Below are 13,728 nucleotides of genomic sequence, written 5' to 3' on the forward strand. Positions count from 1 at the left end.
ACGCCCCACCAGGTCCTTGAACCTGTCACCCCTCTGCTCGAAGTCCTTGAATTGGTCGAACGACGCGCAGGCTGGCGAGAGTAGAACGGTATCGCCCGCCTGTGAATCCCGCGCGGCGTGATCCAGCGCATTTTCAAGCGTTTCGCAGTTCGTCACCGGCATGTGCGGCGCGAGAAGCCTCGCGAACAATTCACCGGCCTCCCCGATCGTGTAGGCGGAGCGAACGTGACCGAAGTGCGGTGCGCATTCGTCGAGATTGTCTGTCTTCGCTTGCCCGCCGAGGATCCAGCGGATCGCCGGGAAGGCGGCAAGCGCCGGAGCGGTCGCGGTCGGGTTGGTGGCCTTGCTGTCGTTGACAAAAAGAACGCCGTCCTTTTCGCGGACGCGCTCCATGCGGTGGGGGAGACCGGGGTAGGTTCGGAGGCCTTCCTCGACTTGCTCCTCCGTCAAACCGAGCAAACGACATGCCGCAGTGGCGGCGGCGGCGTTTTCAGCGTTGTGTGGTCCTTGGAGCGCGGGCCAGCGCGATTGATCAGCAATCTCGTCAACGCCGACACCGATAACCCGGTCATGATCTTGCGACCACCGGATCTCATACTCCTCAAAAGTCGGCTGAGTTTCGCGCGAGATGACCTGAAGATAATGACCTGCCTGCATGTCGAGCAAACGCACCTTCGAGGCCACGTAAGCATCAAAGTCGTCGTACCGGTCGAGATGGTCGGGCGTGATGTTGAGGAGCACCGCGACGTCGCAGTCGAGGCTCCGCGTCAGGTCGATCTGGTAGCTCGACAGCTCCAGCACATAGACGCCGCCATCGGGCAGCGGGTCCTGCGCGAGGATCGGCAGGCCGATGTTACCGCCCATTTCCGTCGGCACGCCGGCGGTCTTGAGGATATGATGGGTGAGAGCAGTCGTCGTCGACTTGCCGTTGGTTCCCGTAATGCCGACGACCTTGTGCGGCGGAAGCTCGGGCCGGGCGCGGCGAAGATCTCGATGTCGCCGATGATCTCGACGCCGGCAGCGCGGGCGCGCTGGGCGATGGGGTGGCGATTGAGAGGCAGGCCGGGCGTGACCACCAAGCTGTCGAACTGGCTGAGGTCCGCCCGATCTAGGTCTTCAACGCGAAATTCGGCAGAATCCAAATCGACAGACATTTCCATAACTTCGTCGAAGGCCCGCTCACGAGCATCGTCGTTACTGTCCCAACCAGTGACCGTCGCGCCGCTGGCGATCAGTGCTTTGACAGTCGCAAGCCCCGACCGCGCCAGACCGTAGACCGCATAATGTTTGCCGGCGAAGGCCTTGGCGGTGATCACCTCAGCTTGAGGGTGGAAAGCCCGGCCAGCGCCAGGATGAAGCTGACGATCCAAAAACGGATGACGACCGTCGGCTCGGACCAGCCGAGATGCTCGAAATGGTGGTGGATCGGGGCCATTCGGAAGACGCGCTTGCCGGTGCGCTTGTAGACCACGACCTGGATCACGACCGACGCCGCCTCCAACACGAACAGACCGCCGATGATCACCAACACGAACTCGTGGTGCGTGGCGACCGCGACCGCTCCGAGCGCCCCGCCTAATGCCAGGCTGCCGGTGTCGCCCATGAAGACGGCGGCGGGCGGCGCGTTGAACCACAGGAAGGCGAGACCCGCGCCGACGATCGCCAGAAGCAGAACCGTCAGGTCGCCGACGCCGAGGATGTGCGGAATGCCGAGGTATTCGGCGAAACGGGCGTTGCCGACTAGATAGGCGATCAGCAGGAACGCCATCGAGGCGATGATGACCGGCATGGTCGCCAGCCCGTCGAGGCCGTCGGTCAGGTTCACCGCATTCCCGAAGGCGACGATCACGAACGCTCCGAAGGGAATGTAGAACCAGCCGAGGTCCAGCACCGGCCCCTGCACGAACGGCAGGTAGAGATTGGTCGTGCCCGACCCGGCGATCAGCCAGGTGGCGAAGCCGGCGATCAGGAACTCCAGCACCAAACGCGTCTTGCCGGACAGGCCGGCGTGATGCGCCTTCTTCACCTTGTCGTAGTCGTCGAGGAACCCGATCAGCCCGAAGCCGCCGGTCACCAGCAACACCGCCCAGACGTACGGATTGCGTAGGTCCATCCATAGCAGGACGGACACCGACATCGAAATCAGGATCAGCAGGCCGCCCATTGTCGGCGTGCCGCGCTTGGCGAGATGGCTCTGCGGCCCGTCGGCACGGATGGGCTGGCCCTTCCCCTGCCGGACGCGGAGTTGCGAGATCAGCCACGGACCGAGGACCAGGCCGATCAGCAGCGCGGTCGCGCTTGCCGCGCCGGCGCGAAAGCTGATGTAGCGGATGAGGTTGAGGATGCCCGGAAATCCGAGCTGTTCGGCGATCAGATAGAGCATGTCGCGCCCTCCTTCACGCGCTCGACCAGCTTCGCAAGCCCGACTGAGTTGGATGCTTTCACCAGCACGGCGTCCCCAGGACGGAGCATGGACAAGAGGGCTTCGGTCGCTTCGTCGACGTCCCTCGACATGTCGACACCGACCTTTCCGACGATGATCTCAGCTAGCGGCCGCATCTCGTCGCCGATCAGGATGACGCGGTCGACGTGCGCGTCGAGAACGGAAGGCGCGAGACTGGCGTGAAGCTCGGCGCTATGCTCGCCAAGCTCGCGCATCGGTCCGAGGACGGCGATGCGCCGCTCGATCTCCTGTTCCGCGCCAAGGCTCTTCAGCGTCGCTGCCATGGAGGCGGGATTGGCGTTGTAGCTTTCATCGATCAGCAGGAACTCGCCGCCATCGACGCGGACGTGGTGACGCTCGCCGCGCCCCTTGAGTCCGCCGAGATCCGCAAGCGCCAGGCCGGCCACGCCGACGTCGAGACCCAGGGCCTCGATGGTCGCAAGCACGGCGAGCGCGTTCGACACCCAATGCTCGCCGCGCTGAGAAATTGTAAAGGTAACTTCACTTTCTAGAAGCGCTGCGGTGATCAGGCTTCCGCCCTCCGACGAACGGACCGCGTGAAGGGCGTGAACGTCGGCGTCGCCCGAACCGAACGTGACGATCCGGTCGGCGTAACGGCGCGCTGCCCGGACGAGCCGGTCACGATGTGGCGTGTCGTTCGGGATGATCGCGATTCCGTCGGTTTCGAGGCCCTCGAACACTTCGCCCTTCGCATCGGCAATCGCTTCTTCCGAACCGAGGTTTTCGATGTGGGCCGGCGCGATGGCGGTGATGAGCGCAAGATGCGGGCGGACCATACGCGTAAGCGCGGCGATCTCGCCGGGATGATTCATGCCCATCTCGAGCACCGCAAAGTCCACGTCGCGCGGCATCCGGGCGAGGCTCAGCGGAACGCCGGTATGGTTGTTGTAGCTCTTGACGGAGCGATGGGCCTTGCCGCCGCTGATGCGGTCGAGCACGGCGTACAGCGCTTCCTTGGTGCTGGTCTTTCCGACGGAGCCGGTGACACCGACGATCAGCGCGTTCGAACGTTCGCGTGACGCACGGCCGAGGTCTTCGAGCGCCCGCGCTGTGTCCTCGACCAGGACATGCGGGCCAATGACCGGTTGCGAGACAATTGCTGCCGCCGCTCCCGTTGCGAAGGCGCGTTCGACGAACTTGTGGCCATCGTAGACGGTGCCCGGCATGGCGATGAACAGGTCGCCCGGCTGAACTTCGCGACTGTCGAACGTCACTCCAGTGACTTCGAAGGGCTCGCTTGCACGGCCGCCGGTTGCAGCTTCGATTTCGGCCGAGGCCCAGAGCACGCCCATGCCTTCGCCCAAGCCCCTCATGCCGCGCACTCCCGCGCGACGAGTGAGTCGTCGAACGGCAGGATTTTTTGGTTCGCGCCCGCGCCGATGATCTGACCGGTCTCGTGCCCCTTGCCGGCGAGCAGGATGATGTCCCCTCCACTGCCATGCGAATGGCTTCAGCGATTGCTTCGCGGCGGCCGCCGATCTCGATCGCGCCGGGGGCTCCGGCGAGCACCTCCGCGCGGATCTTCGCGGCATCCTCGCCGCGAGGATTGTCGTCGGTGACGATGACGACGTCCGAAAGCCGGGCCGCGACCGCACCCATCTCCGGCCGCTTGCCCTGGTCGCGGTCGCCACCTGCCCGAACACCGTGATCAAGCGGTTGCTGACATGCGGACGGAGAGCGGCGATCGCCGCCTCCAGAGCATCGGCGGTATGCGCATAATCCACGTAAACCGGCGCGCCCGCGCGACTGATGACCGCACGCTCAAGTCGCCCGCGCACGGGCGCGAGCCGCTGAATTGCGGAAAAGACGGTCTCGAAGCTACTGCCTGTCGCCATGGCTAGGCCTGCCGCGACCAACACGTTGGCCGCCTGGTATGCACCGATCAAAGGCAGAGCGAGACGATACGTTCCCTCGCCATGCTTGATCACCAGTTTTTGCCCGAGCGCGGTCGGCTGTTGCTCGACCAGTTGGATGAATTCGCCCGCGCGGCCAGCGGTCAACGGCTCGATCCCGCGCTTGCGAACCCGTTCGATCACCTCCGCCGACTTGGGATCGTCGGTCCAGACCACCGCGGCGCCATCCGCCGGGAGCAGCTCGTCAAACAGCCGCATCTTGGCTTCGAAGTAGGCGTCCATCGAGGGGTGATAATCGAGGTGGTCGCGGCTGAAATTGGTGAAGGCGACGGCCTTCAGCGGCACGCCCTCGGCGCGATGCTGGTCGAGCCCGTGTGACGAGGCTTCGTAAGCGACGTGGCTGATGCCCAAGCGCTTGAGGCCGGCCATGTTGTTGAGGAACGTGACGATGTCGGGCGTGGTCAGGCCGGTCTTCACTTGATCGTCGGAGGTCGTGACTCCCAGGGTTCCGATCGACGCCGACCGATGTCCCGCCATTCGCCAGATCTGGCGCGTCATCTCGACGGTCGAAGTCTTTCCGTTCGTTCCGGTGACCGCCACGACAGTCTCCGGATACGGTCCGTAAAAGCGTGAAGCGAGTTGCGCGAACAGCAGCCGCGGCTCGCCATCAGACAGATGCGGCACCGATGGAACGGTCGCCTCGGCCCGCGCGACGACCGCGACAGCGCCGCGCTCAACCGCCTCGCCGATGAAGTCTTCACCGTTGAAGACTGCACCCCTGAACGCGCCGAAGACGCTGCCCTTCGCCACCTTCCGGTGGTCGATCGCAAAGCCGGTCACTTCTGAATCGCTATCGACGCCCGCGAGGTCCCTCAGCTTCACTGTCTCTAGTGCTTTGCGTCTTCGTGAACGTAGGGGAGTACAAGCGACATGTCGGGTTCGCGATTCTTGTCCGGGCGAACGCCAAGCATGGGCGCGATGCGGCTGACCGCCTGTCCGAAGGCCGGGCCGACGTTCCAGGCGGCAGTGCGGAAGCCATAGGTTTCCGGCAGCGCCTGGGGTTCGTCGAGCATCATAACCATCACATAGCGCGGCTCATCCATCGGGAACACACCCGCGAAGCTGGTCACCAGCTTGGACCGGTTCTCATATTTCTCGGCCGATCCGGTCTTGCCGCCGACCCGATAGCCGGGCGCGTCGGCCTTCTTGCCCGTCCCCTCTGTCACAACCAGACGCAGGAGCGAGCGCATCTTGTAGCTCGTGTCCTCGGTGAAGACGCGATGACCCTTGCCAGTCGCGTGGCTGCGGTCGACCTTGAGCAACGTCGGCGGCCGGTAGACGCCGCCGTTGAACAACGTCGCATAGCCGCTGGCGAGATGCAGCGGGCTGACCGCAAGGCTGTGGCCGAAGCCGATCATCATCGTGTCCAGCGAAGTCCAATCGCGCGGCCGAAGAGGTTTCGTCTTCTCCAGCAGCTCGATGTCGCTCTTCCGCAGGAAGCCCAATTTATCGAGGAACGCCTTTTGACGAGCTGCACCAACCTCCGCGGCTATTTGAGCCGAACCGATGTTGGAGCTTTCCTTCATGATTTCGGCGACGGAGCAGGCGCGGCCGTAGGGGTGAGTGTCGTGAATGACCCGGCCGTAAGCCGGATATTCGCGCGGACAGGGATACATCTTGCCGAAATTCTTGATGATCCCGCTGTCCATCGCCATCGCGACGGTGAACGGCTTGAAGGTCGAGCCCAGCTCCCAGACGCCAAGCGTGGCGCGGTTGAAGCGGGCTTCCATCGATCCCTGTCCCGCAGCGTTGGGGTTGAGCTGCGGCAACGACGTGAGCGCCAGGACTTCGCCCGTGTGAATGTCCATGACGACACCGGCCGCGCCCTTGGCCGAGAACTTGGTCATGGCGAACAGCAGTTCGTGCTCGAGAGCCTGCTGGATCCGGCTGGAAATCGCCAGCTGCAGCGGCTCCCCGCGGGAGGCGGAGTCGGACAGCTTCTTGTCGAACGCCCGCTCCATGCCGGCCACGCCATGCCCGTCGATATCGGTGTAGCCGATGACGTGAGCAGCGAGACTGGTCTGCGGGTAGAGCCGGTCGGGCTCCCGCTCCAGCGCGATGCCTGGCTCGCCAAGCGCGTTGACCGCCTCGACCACGCCAGGTGCTGCGCGGCGGCGAAGGTAGAAGAAGTTCTTCCCCGATCGCAGCATTGCGAAATACGCTGCCTCGTCCCGTTCGGGCATCAGCCGCGCCAGACTGCGCGCAAGCTCCAGCTTGTCGCCGATCACCTTGTTCGGCCACAAACCGATGGTCCACGCGTCCATCGTCCGCGCCAGCGGCACGCCGTCGCGATCGACGATGTCGCCGCGTTCCGGGATGAGTGCGGTCAGGCCGCGCTTGGCCCCGGCATGATCGCCAAAGGCTGCAAGATACAGGATGCGCAGCGCGATCAGCGCGATGATGCCGGCATAGACCAACAGGCCGAACATCAGCCGCTGGTGCATCATCGTCAGAATCTGACGCCGCTGACCGACAAGTCGGAGCCGCTCGGGCCGGGAAGCGACGAGAGCGGGAGTCGGTGCGTTCATCGGGCCGAGCCGGAATCCTTGGCTGTTTTCTTCGAATTTGCCTTGGCCGGAAGCGGCGCCAGCGGATCGACCTTGGCCAGACGCACCGGCTTTGTCACCGGCTTGGCGGCGGCTTCGAGCTTCTTATCCCCAGCTTTCTTTTCGTTCATCGCCGGCTTGGTCTGCGGCGTCTTAACGCGCACGTCCGAAACACTTTTCACCGACTTGGCTTCGATCTTTTGCGCAGACTGGACGACCTTCTTCGGCTGGGGCGCGACGGCCTGCTGCTCCACCGCCTCGCGAACCGGAATCTTGAGACTCGCTTCACGCATCAGCCGGGCAGCGGGAGCGGACGAGGAGGCGCCCGCGCCATCCACTCCAGCGTCGCCCTCCTCGAGCGGAGCAGATTGGAGAGGCGGCGCGGGCACCGAGGCCATCACCACGGGAGCTTCGACATTATGCGCCGGCTCGGGCTGCGCGAGGCGGGCAAGCTGGAAGCCGCCCTCCAGAAACTGGTCCGCCGACGGAGCCGACAAAGCGAGGACCTTGACGTTCCACCGCTCCAGCTGTGCCAGGCGGCCGCGAGTGCCGATCTCGGTCTGAAGCATGCGGATGTCGCGCTGCGTCATGACGATCCGGTTCTCGACGTCTTCCAAAGACGCGCGCTCCGAAGCGACGTTGAGCGAGACCAGGTAGCAACCAAGCGCGGCGCCCGCACAGCTCGCCACCATGAACACCGAGCGGAAGCTCCGGGCCGCGCTCATTTCCTGTCTCCTGATTTGGCCTGCCATGCCGGCGTGGATGTCCGGACCGCGCTGCGCAGCCGTGCCGAACGCGACCGCGGATTGCGTGCGATCTCGGCCTCGGACGGGCTGACCGGCTTGGCGACCCGCTCAAATGTTGGTGCGGGGCCCTGGACTGCTACTGGGCGATGACGAGACCCCGCTGGCGTCGCGCCGCTACGTTCACGGAAGAACCGCTTCACGATGCGGTCCTCGAGACTGTGGAAAGTGACGATGGCAAGCCGGCCGCCGGGCTTGAGCGAGCGCTCGGCAGCAGCGAGACCGCCTTCGAGCTCATCGAGCTCGGCGTTGAGATGAATGCGGATCGCCTGAAAGGTCCGGGTCGCCGGATCGCTCTTCTGGCCCTGGCGGTAGCCGGTTGCGCGGCGGACGATGGCGGCAAGCTCGCCCGTCCGTTCGATCGGGCGATTGTTGACGATGGCGCGGGCGATGGCGCGGGCGCGAGGCTCCTCGCCGTATTCGCGAAGGACACGCGCGATCTCGGCCTCGTCGGCCTCGTTGAGGAAGTCGGCGGCGGTCGGGCCGGCCTTTTCCATGCGCATGTCGAGCGGACCGTCGGCCGAGAAGGAAAAGCCGCGGTCCGCTCTGTCCAGTTGCATCGAAGAGACGCCGATATCGAGCGTGATGGCATCGACGAGGCCGATGCCGCGCTCCGTCAACACCCGGTCCATCTGGCTGAACCGATCTTCGACGAGCATCAGATTGGGTCCGGGACGAGCGACCTGCCGGCTTCGATCGCCTCGGGGTCGCGATCGAAAGCGATCACTCGTCCCGCCCCACCTGGAGCATGGCACGCGTGTAGCCGCCGGCTCCGAACGTTCCATCGACAGCCGTCTCGCCCGGCTGGATGGCCATTGCGCCGATCACCTCGTCGAGGAGCACCGGGACATGCGGCGCTGCGGTGGTGCCGCGGCCGGTCATGCCTTCAGGCCCTTCTCTTCGAGGCGGAAGCGCGTGACGTCTTTGAGGTCCTCGGGATGCGCGGATCTTTGAGGAGCAGCTTGGGATTCCAGATCTGGAAGGTTTCGCCGGTACCCAGGAACAGTGCGATGTCCTGAAGCTCGCCTTTGCGGCGCATCATCGGCGGGAGGACGATCCGGCCCGACGGGTCGTAAGGAACCTCTTCGGTGGCGGCGAACGCCATCAGGTTGCGTTGCTGATATTCCAGCTGCGCATCGGGGCTCGTCTCTTCTTTTTCGAGCAGGCGCTCCAGCTTGGCGTGCTTCAGCGCAGCGTATGCGGGTCGTAGGCGCTGAGGCAGGCGAAGGTGTCATGCTTGGCGAGGACGATCGTGCGGGAGTCGCCTCTGCGTTCAATGACGGATCGCAGGAAGGAGGGCACGGAAACGCGACCCTTCGCGTCCACCGCGTTCAGCGCACTGCCCTGAAACAGATGCTCTAGCGCCACAAACCACTCCCCGTTCGCAGCGCACGGCTCTCCCGACCACGGACGCACGGCATCGCCGCGCTTCCGCGCCCAAAACACAGGCAATGGGTTAGCCCCGCACTACGGAGAGTGTTGGTAACTCACCTTATTTGGGACACAATGGATTTTGATGCCATTTCGTGGGTTTTCATGCCCACTGGCGGATTTCTGCGGCTTTTTTACCTCAGTTTCGCGGGATGTTCCTAACCTGTTCTTTGCATATCAACCTGTGGATAACCCTGTGCGCAGACCGAATCGGAGAATCAGCGGCTAAGTCACTGCCTACTCAGCGTTCCAGCCGGTCGAGTTCGCGAAGCAGCAGTTGGAGGTCACCGGATCGGTCATCGACATTCAGCCAATCCGCGTCGGCGATGATCGTCGCTTTGCCGCGTCCGATCGCGCAGCGGGCGATTAAGCCCTTCCCCTCAACATCGCAGCCGGCTTTCTCGGCGAGGATCCCGCCGGCGAGGAAAAAGTCGTTGGGCTGGGTCCGATGTCCCCAGCAACTGGCCCGTCCGCCGCGCTCTTCACGAGCTTCAAGCCCCAGTGAGCAAGCAGTCCCGTATCAGCGAACGATGGCGGCGGGCGAAGTTTGTCGCCCAGCGGCCGCTTGCTCGGCCAGTCGAGCTTGGGATCTGCCAGTAGAAGCAGCCGCCCCCATCCCGTACCCAGCGATCGAGATCGACCAGCGCCTCGGCGGTCTGCGGCAATGCATGAGCCATCAGCAGCAATCGGCCCTGCGCGAGGGACGCCCGGTCGGCAGCCCCAATCGGGACGACGCGGTAGCGGGTCTCCAGCACCGTCAGCGCCTTCGATCCACTGCTTTCCAGGGTGAACTCTTCGGGAAGATCAGTGGCAGGGTCGTAAGCAGCATCAGCCGCGGCTTCCGGTCGCGCGGACCGAGATTCGAGGCCGACCCGCCACGACCCAGCGCGACAGCCGCGCCGATGGCGAGCAATGCGATCAAGCCAAGCGCCAGGACCAGCGCCGGAATGCGGCGCATATGGCGACCTACTCTGCGCTGGCGTTATTGAGGGAAGCGTCGCCTCCGGGAGCAACGCCCAGTTGCGCCAGCGGCTCATCGGATTCCGATGTGTTCAACTGCTGCGCATTGTCGATTTCCGGATCCTCGCGGGACCGAGTGATGACCGAGCCGAGCAGCACCAGCAGGAAGGCGAACGCAAGGCCCGTGAGCCCGATCCGAATGCGTTGAGCGCTGGTGCTCGCGGGATTGGCCATTGCGGTTGGAAGCTATGGCCCGACACGGTACAATGCAAGGTGATGCCTTGACGCTTGCACTGCCGTTGTGAAAGGCGCTGGAATCATGACTCGCCCCTAACGATCCTGACGCTCGTTGCGGCCGCCGCGCTAGCCGGCTGCAACAGCGAAGACCACACCATCGTTTCCGACCCCGCCGGGCCGGACCCCATGGCCAACGCCGTTGCCAACGCCGGATCGGTGACGCTTCCGCCGTCGATCCAGGCCAGCAAGGCCTATCGCTGCAAGGACAACAGCCTGATCTACGTTGACTGGTATTCGGACGGCTCCGCGCGCGTGAAGAAGTCGCGTGACGAGGTAGGCGCTCCTCTGCTCGCCGCTGGCGACAAGGCACTGACCGGCGATGCCAAGGCCGCGTCGATCACCTTCAACGGCCAGAGCTGCAAGGCTTAAGCCAGCACCATTGTTTCAATCCACGGCGCCGGAGAAATCCGGCGCCGTTTTCATTTGGCCTTAGGCTGGTTCCGCCTGCTTCTGGGAAGAGCCCATTTGCTCCATCCGCCGCTGCATCTCGTCCGGCGGAACATCCTCGACGTGCATCGCGAGGCTCCACTGGTGGCCGAACGGGTCGCTCAAGGTGCCCATACGGTCGCCCCAGAACTGGTCTTCGAGTGGACGATCCTGATGGGCGCCGGCGTTGATCGCCTTGTTGAACGCCGTGTCGACGTCATCGACGTAAAGCAGAATGCTCGACGTCGGCCCGCCCCGGCTCCGAGGGCCAAGGTGGCCTTGATCCGGAAATTCATCAGCCAGCATCACCACGCTGTCGCCGATCTCCAGCTCGGCATGGCCGACACGGCCGCCCATCGGCAGTCGGAACTTCTCATTCGCGCCAAACGCGCGCTCGTAGAATTTGATTGCGGCGTTGGCGTCGTCGACGACCAGATACGGGGTGACGCTGTGATAGCCTTCGGGAATGGGCTTCGGCATCTGAGGTCTCCTGACCCTTCCACCCGCCGCGAGCCTACTCCTTTTGCCTGAGTCGCTCCAAAGCCGTTCGTCGCAAGCTAGCGACCATTCGCAGACGCGGCTAAGGGCCGCGCATGACCGTTCTCGAAGCCTCCCGCATCAGTCCCGAAACCGTCGCCGAGCATGGCCTTTCGCCTGAGGAGTACGACCGTCTCCTCCACGCGCTCGGACGCGAGCCGAACCTCGTGGAACTCGGCATCTTCTCGGTGATGTGGTCGGAGCATTGCTCCTACAAATCGTCGCGCTTCCACCTGAAGAAGCTGCCGACCGAGGCGCCGTGGGTGATCTGCGGTCCCGGAGAGAATGCCGGCATCATCGACATCGGCGACGGCGACGCGGCCATCTTCAAGATGGAGAGCCACAACCACCCGTCCTACATCGAGCCCTATCAGGGCGCGGCGACGGGCGTCGGCGGCATCCTGCGCGACGTCTTCACCATGGGCGCACGCCCGATCGCGAACATGAACGCGCTGCGCTTCGGCCGGCCCGATCATCCCAAGATGCGCCACCTGATCGCGGGCGTGGTCCACGGCATCGGCGGCTACGGCAATTGCGTCGGCGTCCCGACCGTCGGCGGCGAGGTCAATTTCGACACCGCCTATGACGGCAACATCCTCGTCAACGCGATGACCGTCGGCGTCGCGAAGACGGACAAGATCTTCTACTCGGCCGCGACGGGCATCGGAAACCCGATCGTCTATGTCGGCTCGAAAACCGGCCGTGACGGCATCCACGGCGCGACCATGGCCAGCGCGGACTTCGACGAGAACAGCGACGAGAAGCGCCCGACCGTGCAGGTCGGCGACCCCTTCACCGAGAAATTGCTGATCGAGGCCTGCCTGGAGTTGATGGCCACCGACGCGATCGTCGCCATCCAGGACATGGGCGCCGCGGGCCTCACCTCCTCCTCGGTCGAAATGGCGAGCAAGGGCGGCGCGGGCATCCGGCTCGACATGAACAAGGTGCCGTGCCGCGAAGAGGGCATGACGCCCTACGAAATGATGCTCTCCGAGAGCCAGGAGCGCATGCTGATGGTGCTGAAGCCCGGCCGCGAGCCGGAGGCCGAAGCCATCTTCCGCAAGTGGGAGCTCGACTTCGCGGTCATCGGCGAGGTCACCGACACCGGCCACATGGTGCTGGAGTTCGACGGGGAGGTCGTCTGCGACATCCCGCTCGGTCCGCTCGCCGACGAGGCGCCCTGCTACGAGCGCCCGTACATCAGCCAGGACGAGTACAAGGCGTGGGCCGGCATCAAGCCGCTGGAGAACGTGCCGGAGAGCACGGACATCGCGGCGGACCTGCTGAAGCTGATGGCCTCACCCAACCTCGCCAGCCGCCGCTGGATCTGGGAGCAGTACGACAGCCAGGTGGGGGCCGACACCGTCCAGCGGCCGGGCGGAGACGCAGCGGTCGTGCGCGTGCACGGGACGAAGAAGGCGCTGGCCATCACCACCGATTGCACGCCGCGCTACGTCTATGCCGATCCGGTCGAGGGCGGGAAGCAGGCGGTCGCGGAGACCTACCGCAACCTCTGCGCGGTCGGCGCGAAGCCGCTGGCGATCACCAACTGCCTCAACTTCGGCAACCCGCAGCGGCCGGAGATCATGGCGCAGCTCGTCGGTGCCTTGCAGGGCATGGGCGAAGCTTGCCGCGCGCTCGACTACCCGATCGTGAGCGGCAACGTGTCGCTCTACAATGAGAGCAAGGCGACGGGCGGCGGCTCAGCGATTTTGCCGACGCCTGCAATTGGCGGCGTCGGGTTGCTGGAGGATTGGGAGAAGTCGGCGACGATCGCTTTCAAGGCTGAGGGTGAGCACATCATCCTGATCGGCCACAGCGACAGTCATTCGGGCCAGTCACTCTGGCTTGACGTGTGTCACGGCCGACGTGAGGGCTCTCCGCCACCAGTCGATCTTGATGCCGAGCGGCGTGCGGGCGAATGCATCCGTGGATTGATCGCGGACGGGCTCGTCACTGCTGTTCACGATTGCGCCGACGGTGGAGCAGGTGTCGCGATTGCTGAAATGGCACTTGCCGGAAACATCGGAATGTCCATGACGGTCGTGCCGCAAATCCCCAACCCAGGCGCGATCCTGTTCGGCGAGGATCAGGGTCGTTACGTCGTCACGACGTCCGATCCAGATCGGGTCCGGGCGCTAGCGAATGATGCGAACCTTTTCGCCGTTCCGATTGGAACGACGGGCGGAGATGCATTGACGTTCGATTTGATGGATCGCGGCGGCCCTCAGAGCGTGACGCTAAGTCAGTTGCGGGTCGCGCATGAAGGCACCTTCCCTAAGCTGATGGGCGCCGACGCCGCGCTTGCATAACGCTCGTCATTGCGAGGTGCCGAAGGGACGCGGCAATCC

Annotated in this window: 12 protein-coding genes and 3 pseudogenes; 2 read left to right on the forward strand and 13 right to left on the reverse strand. The window is 64.5% G+C overall.

The window, feature by feature from the left end:
* Positions 1–6: 6 nt before the first annotated feature.
* The 12 genes and pseudogenes from murD to H9L15_RS03015 form a co-directional block, all read right to left on the reverse strand.
* Positions 7–1,316: pseudogene (murD, locus tag H9L15_RS02960) on the reverse strand (UDP-N-acetylmuramoyl-L-alanine--D-glutamate ligase); the annotation flags it as partial.
* Positions 1,313–2,383, reverse strand: coding sequence for a phospho-N-acetylmuramoyl-pentapeptide-transferase (gene mraY / locus H9L15_RS02965; protein ID WP_187715095.1), 1,071 nt, complete (start codon positions 2,381–2,383; stop codon positions 1,313–1,315). The pseudogene murD and the gene mraY, both read right to left, overlap by 4 nt.
* A complete protein-coding gene (locus H9L15_RS02970) occupies positions 2,371–3,756 on the reverse strand; it encodes a UDP-N-acetylmuramoyl-tripeptide--D-alanyl-D-alanine ligase (protein WP_187715765.1) in 1,386 nt (461 codons plus the stop codon). The genes mraY and H9L15_RS02970 overlap by 13 nt, the downstream gene beginning before the upstream one ends.
* A gap of 17 nt (positions 3,757–3,773) precedes the next feature.
* Positions 3,774–5,199: pseudogene (locus H9L15_RS02975) on the reverse strand (UDP-N-acetylmuramoyl-L-alanyl-D-glutamate--2,6-diaminopimelate ligase).
* 5 nt (positions 5,200–5,204) lie between these two features.
* Positions 5,205–6,905 carry a peptidoglycan D,D-transpeptidase FtsI family protein gene (locus H9L15_RS02980; RefSeq protein ID WP_187715096.1) on the reverse strand — a complete coding sequence of 567 codons (1,701 nt, stop codon included), beginning with the start codon at positions 6,903–6,905 and terminating at the stop codon, positions 5,205–5,207.
* Positions 6,902–7,648: a hypothetical protein gene (locus H9L15_RS02985; protein WP_187715097.1), complete on the reverse strand. Its 747-nt coding sequence runs from the start codon at positions 7,646–7,648 to the stop codon at positions 6,902–6,904. Before H9L15_RS02985 ends, H9L15_RS02980 begins: the two co-directional genes overlap by 4 nt.
* A pseudogene (gene rsmH / locus H9L15_RS02990) lies at positions 7,645–8,608 on the reverse strand (16S rRNA (cytosine(1402)-N(4))-methyltransferase RsmH). Before rsmH ends, H9L15_RS02985 begins: the two are co-directional and overlap by 4 nt.
* Before the next feature lie 4 nt (positions 8,609–8,612).
* Positions 8,613–8,831, reverse strand: a complete 219-nt coding sequence (locus tag H9L15_RS02995; RefSeq protein ID WP_187715098.1) for an MraZ C-terminal domain-containing protein — start codon at positions 8,829–8,831, stop codon at positions 8,613–8,615.
* Positions 8,832–8,911: 80 nt separating this feature from the next.
* Positions 8,912–9,094: an MraZ N-terminal domain-containing protein gene (locus tag H9L15_RS03000; protein ID WP_187715099.1), complete on the reverse strand. Its 183-nt coding sequence runs from the start codon at positions 9,092–9,094 to the stop codon at positions 8,912–8,914.
* A 554-nt stretch (positions 9,095–9,648) separates the two neighbouring features.
* Positions 9,649–9,912 carry a hypothetical protein gene (locus H9L15_RS03005; protein ID WP_187715100.1) on the reverse strand — a complete coding sequence of 88 codons (264 nt, stop codon included), beginning with the start codon at positions 9,910–9,912 and terminating at the stop codon, positions 9,649–9,651.
* Positions 9,913–9,914: 2 nt separating this feature from the next.
* Positions 9,915–10,115, reverse strand: a complete 201-nt coding sequence (locus H9L15_RS03010) for a hypothetical protein (protein WP_187715101.1) — start codon at positions 10,113–10,115, stop codon at positions 9,915–9,917.
* A gap of 8 nt (positions 10,116–10,123) precedes the next feature.
* A complete protein-coding gene (locus H9L15_RS03015) occupies positions 10,124–10,351 on the reverse strand; it encodes a hypothetical protein (protein WP_187715102.1) in 228 nt (75 codons plus the stop codon).
* Positions 10,352–10,540: 189 nt separating this feature from the next.
* Here H9L15_RS03015 and H9L15_RS03020 point away from each other — a divergent pair, with 189 nt between their 5' ends.
* Positions 10,541–10,783: a hypothetical protein gene (locus H9L15_RS03020; RefSeq protein WP_187715103.1), complete on the forward strand. Its 243-nt coding sequence runs from the start codon at positions 10,541–10,543 to the stop codon at positions 10,781–10,783.
* Positions 10,784–10,843: 60 nt separating this feature from the next.
* Here the strand turns inward: H9L15_RS03020 and H9L15_RS03025 are convergent, their stop codons facing one another.
* Positions 10,844–11,320 (reverse strand): VOC family protein, encoded by a 477-nt coding sequence (locus H9L15_RS03025; RefSeq protein WP_187715104.1) that lies wholly within the window; start codon positions 11,318–11,320, stop codon positions 10,844–10,846.
* 113 nt (positions 11,321–11,433) lie between these two features.
* On the opposite strand from H9L15_RS03025, the gene purL reads away from it, so the two are divergent.
* Positions 11,434–13,689, forward strand: a complete 2,256-nt coding sequence (gene purL, locus H9L15_RS03030; protein ID WP_187715105.1) for a phosphoribosylformylglycinamidine synthase subunit PurL — start codon at positions 11,434–11,436, stop codon at positions 13,687–13,689.
* Positions 13,690–13,728: the final 39 nt, after the last annotated feature.

The organism is Sphingomonas daechungensis, assembly GCF_014489495.1.
In the GTDB taxonomy this organism is placed as follows: domain Bacteria; phylum Pseudomonadota; class Alphaproteobacteria; order Sphingomonadales; family Sphingomonadaceae; genus Sphingomicrobium; species Sphingomicrobium daechungense.

Excerpts from the sequence above, each read along its gene's own strand:
- H9L15_RS03025 (WP_187715104.1), bottom strand. The coding sequence starts at position 11,320 with ATGCCGAAGCCCATTCCCGAAGGCTATCACAGCGTCACCCCGTATCTG.
- H9L15_RS02995 (WP_187715098.1), bottom strand. The coding sequence starts at position 8,831 with ATGGCGTTCGCCGCCACCGAAGAGGTTCCTTACGACCCGTCGGGCCGG.
- H9L15_RS02985 (WP_187715097.1), bottom strand. The coding sequence starts at position 7,648 with ATGAGCGCGGCCCGGAGCTTCCGCTCGGTGTTCATGGTGGCGAGCTGT.
- H9L15_RS03015 (WP_187715102.1), bottom strand. The coding sequence starts at position 10,351 with ATGGCCAATCCCGCGAGCACCAGCGCTCAACGCATTCGGATCGGGCTC.
- H9L15_RS02980 (WP_187715096.1), bottom strand. The coding sequence starts at position 6,905 with ATGAACGCACCGACTCCCGCTCTCGTCGCTTCCCGGCCCGAGCGGCTC.
- H9L15_RS02970 (WP_187715765.1), bottom strand. The coding sequence starts at position 3,756 with ATGGGCGTGCTCTGGGCCTCGGCCGAAATCGAAGCTGCAACCGGCGGC.
- H9L15_RS03010 (WP_187715101.1), bottom strand. The coding sequence starts at position 10,115 with ATGCGCCGCATTCCGGCGCTGGTCCTGGCGCTTGGCTTGATCGCATTG.
- purL (WP_187715105.1), top strand. The coding sequence starts at position 11,434 with ATGACCGTTCTCGAAGCCTCCCGCATCAGTCCCGAAACCGTCGCCGAG.
- H9L15_RS03020 (WP_187715103.1), top strand. The coding sequence starts at position 10,541 with ATGGCCAACGCCGTTGCCAACGCCGGATCGGTGACGCTTCCGCCGTCG.
- mraY (WP_187715095.1), bottom strand. The coding sequence starts at position 2,383 with ATGCTCTATCTGATCGCCGAACAGCTCGGATTTCCGGGCATCCTCAAC.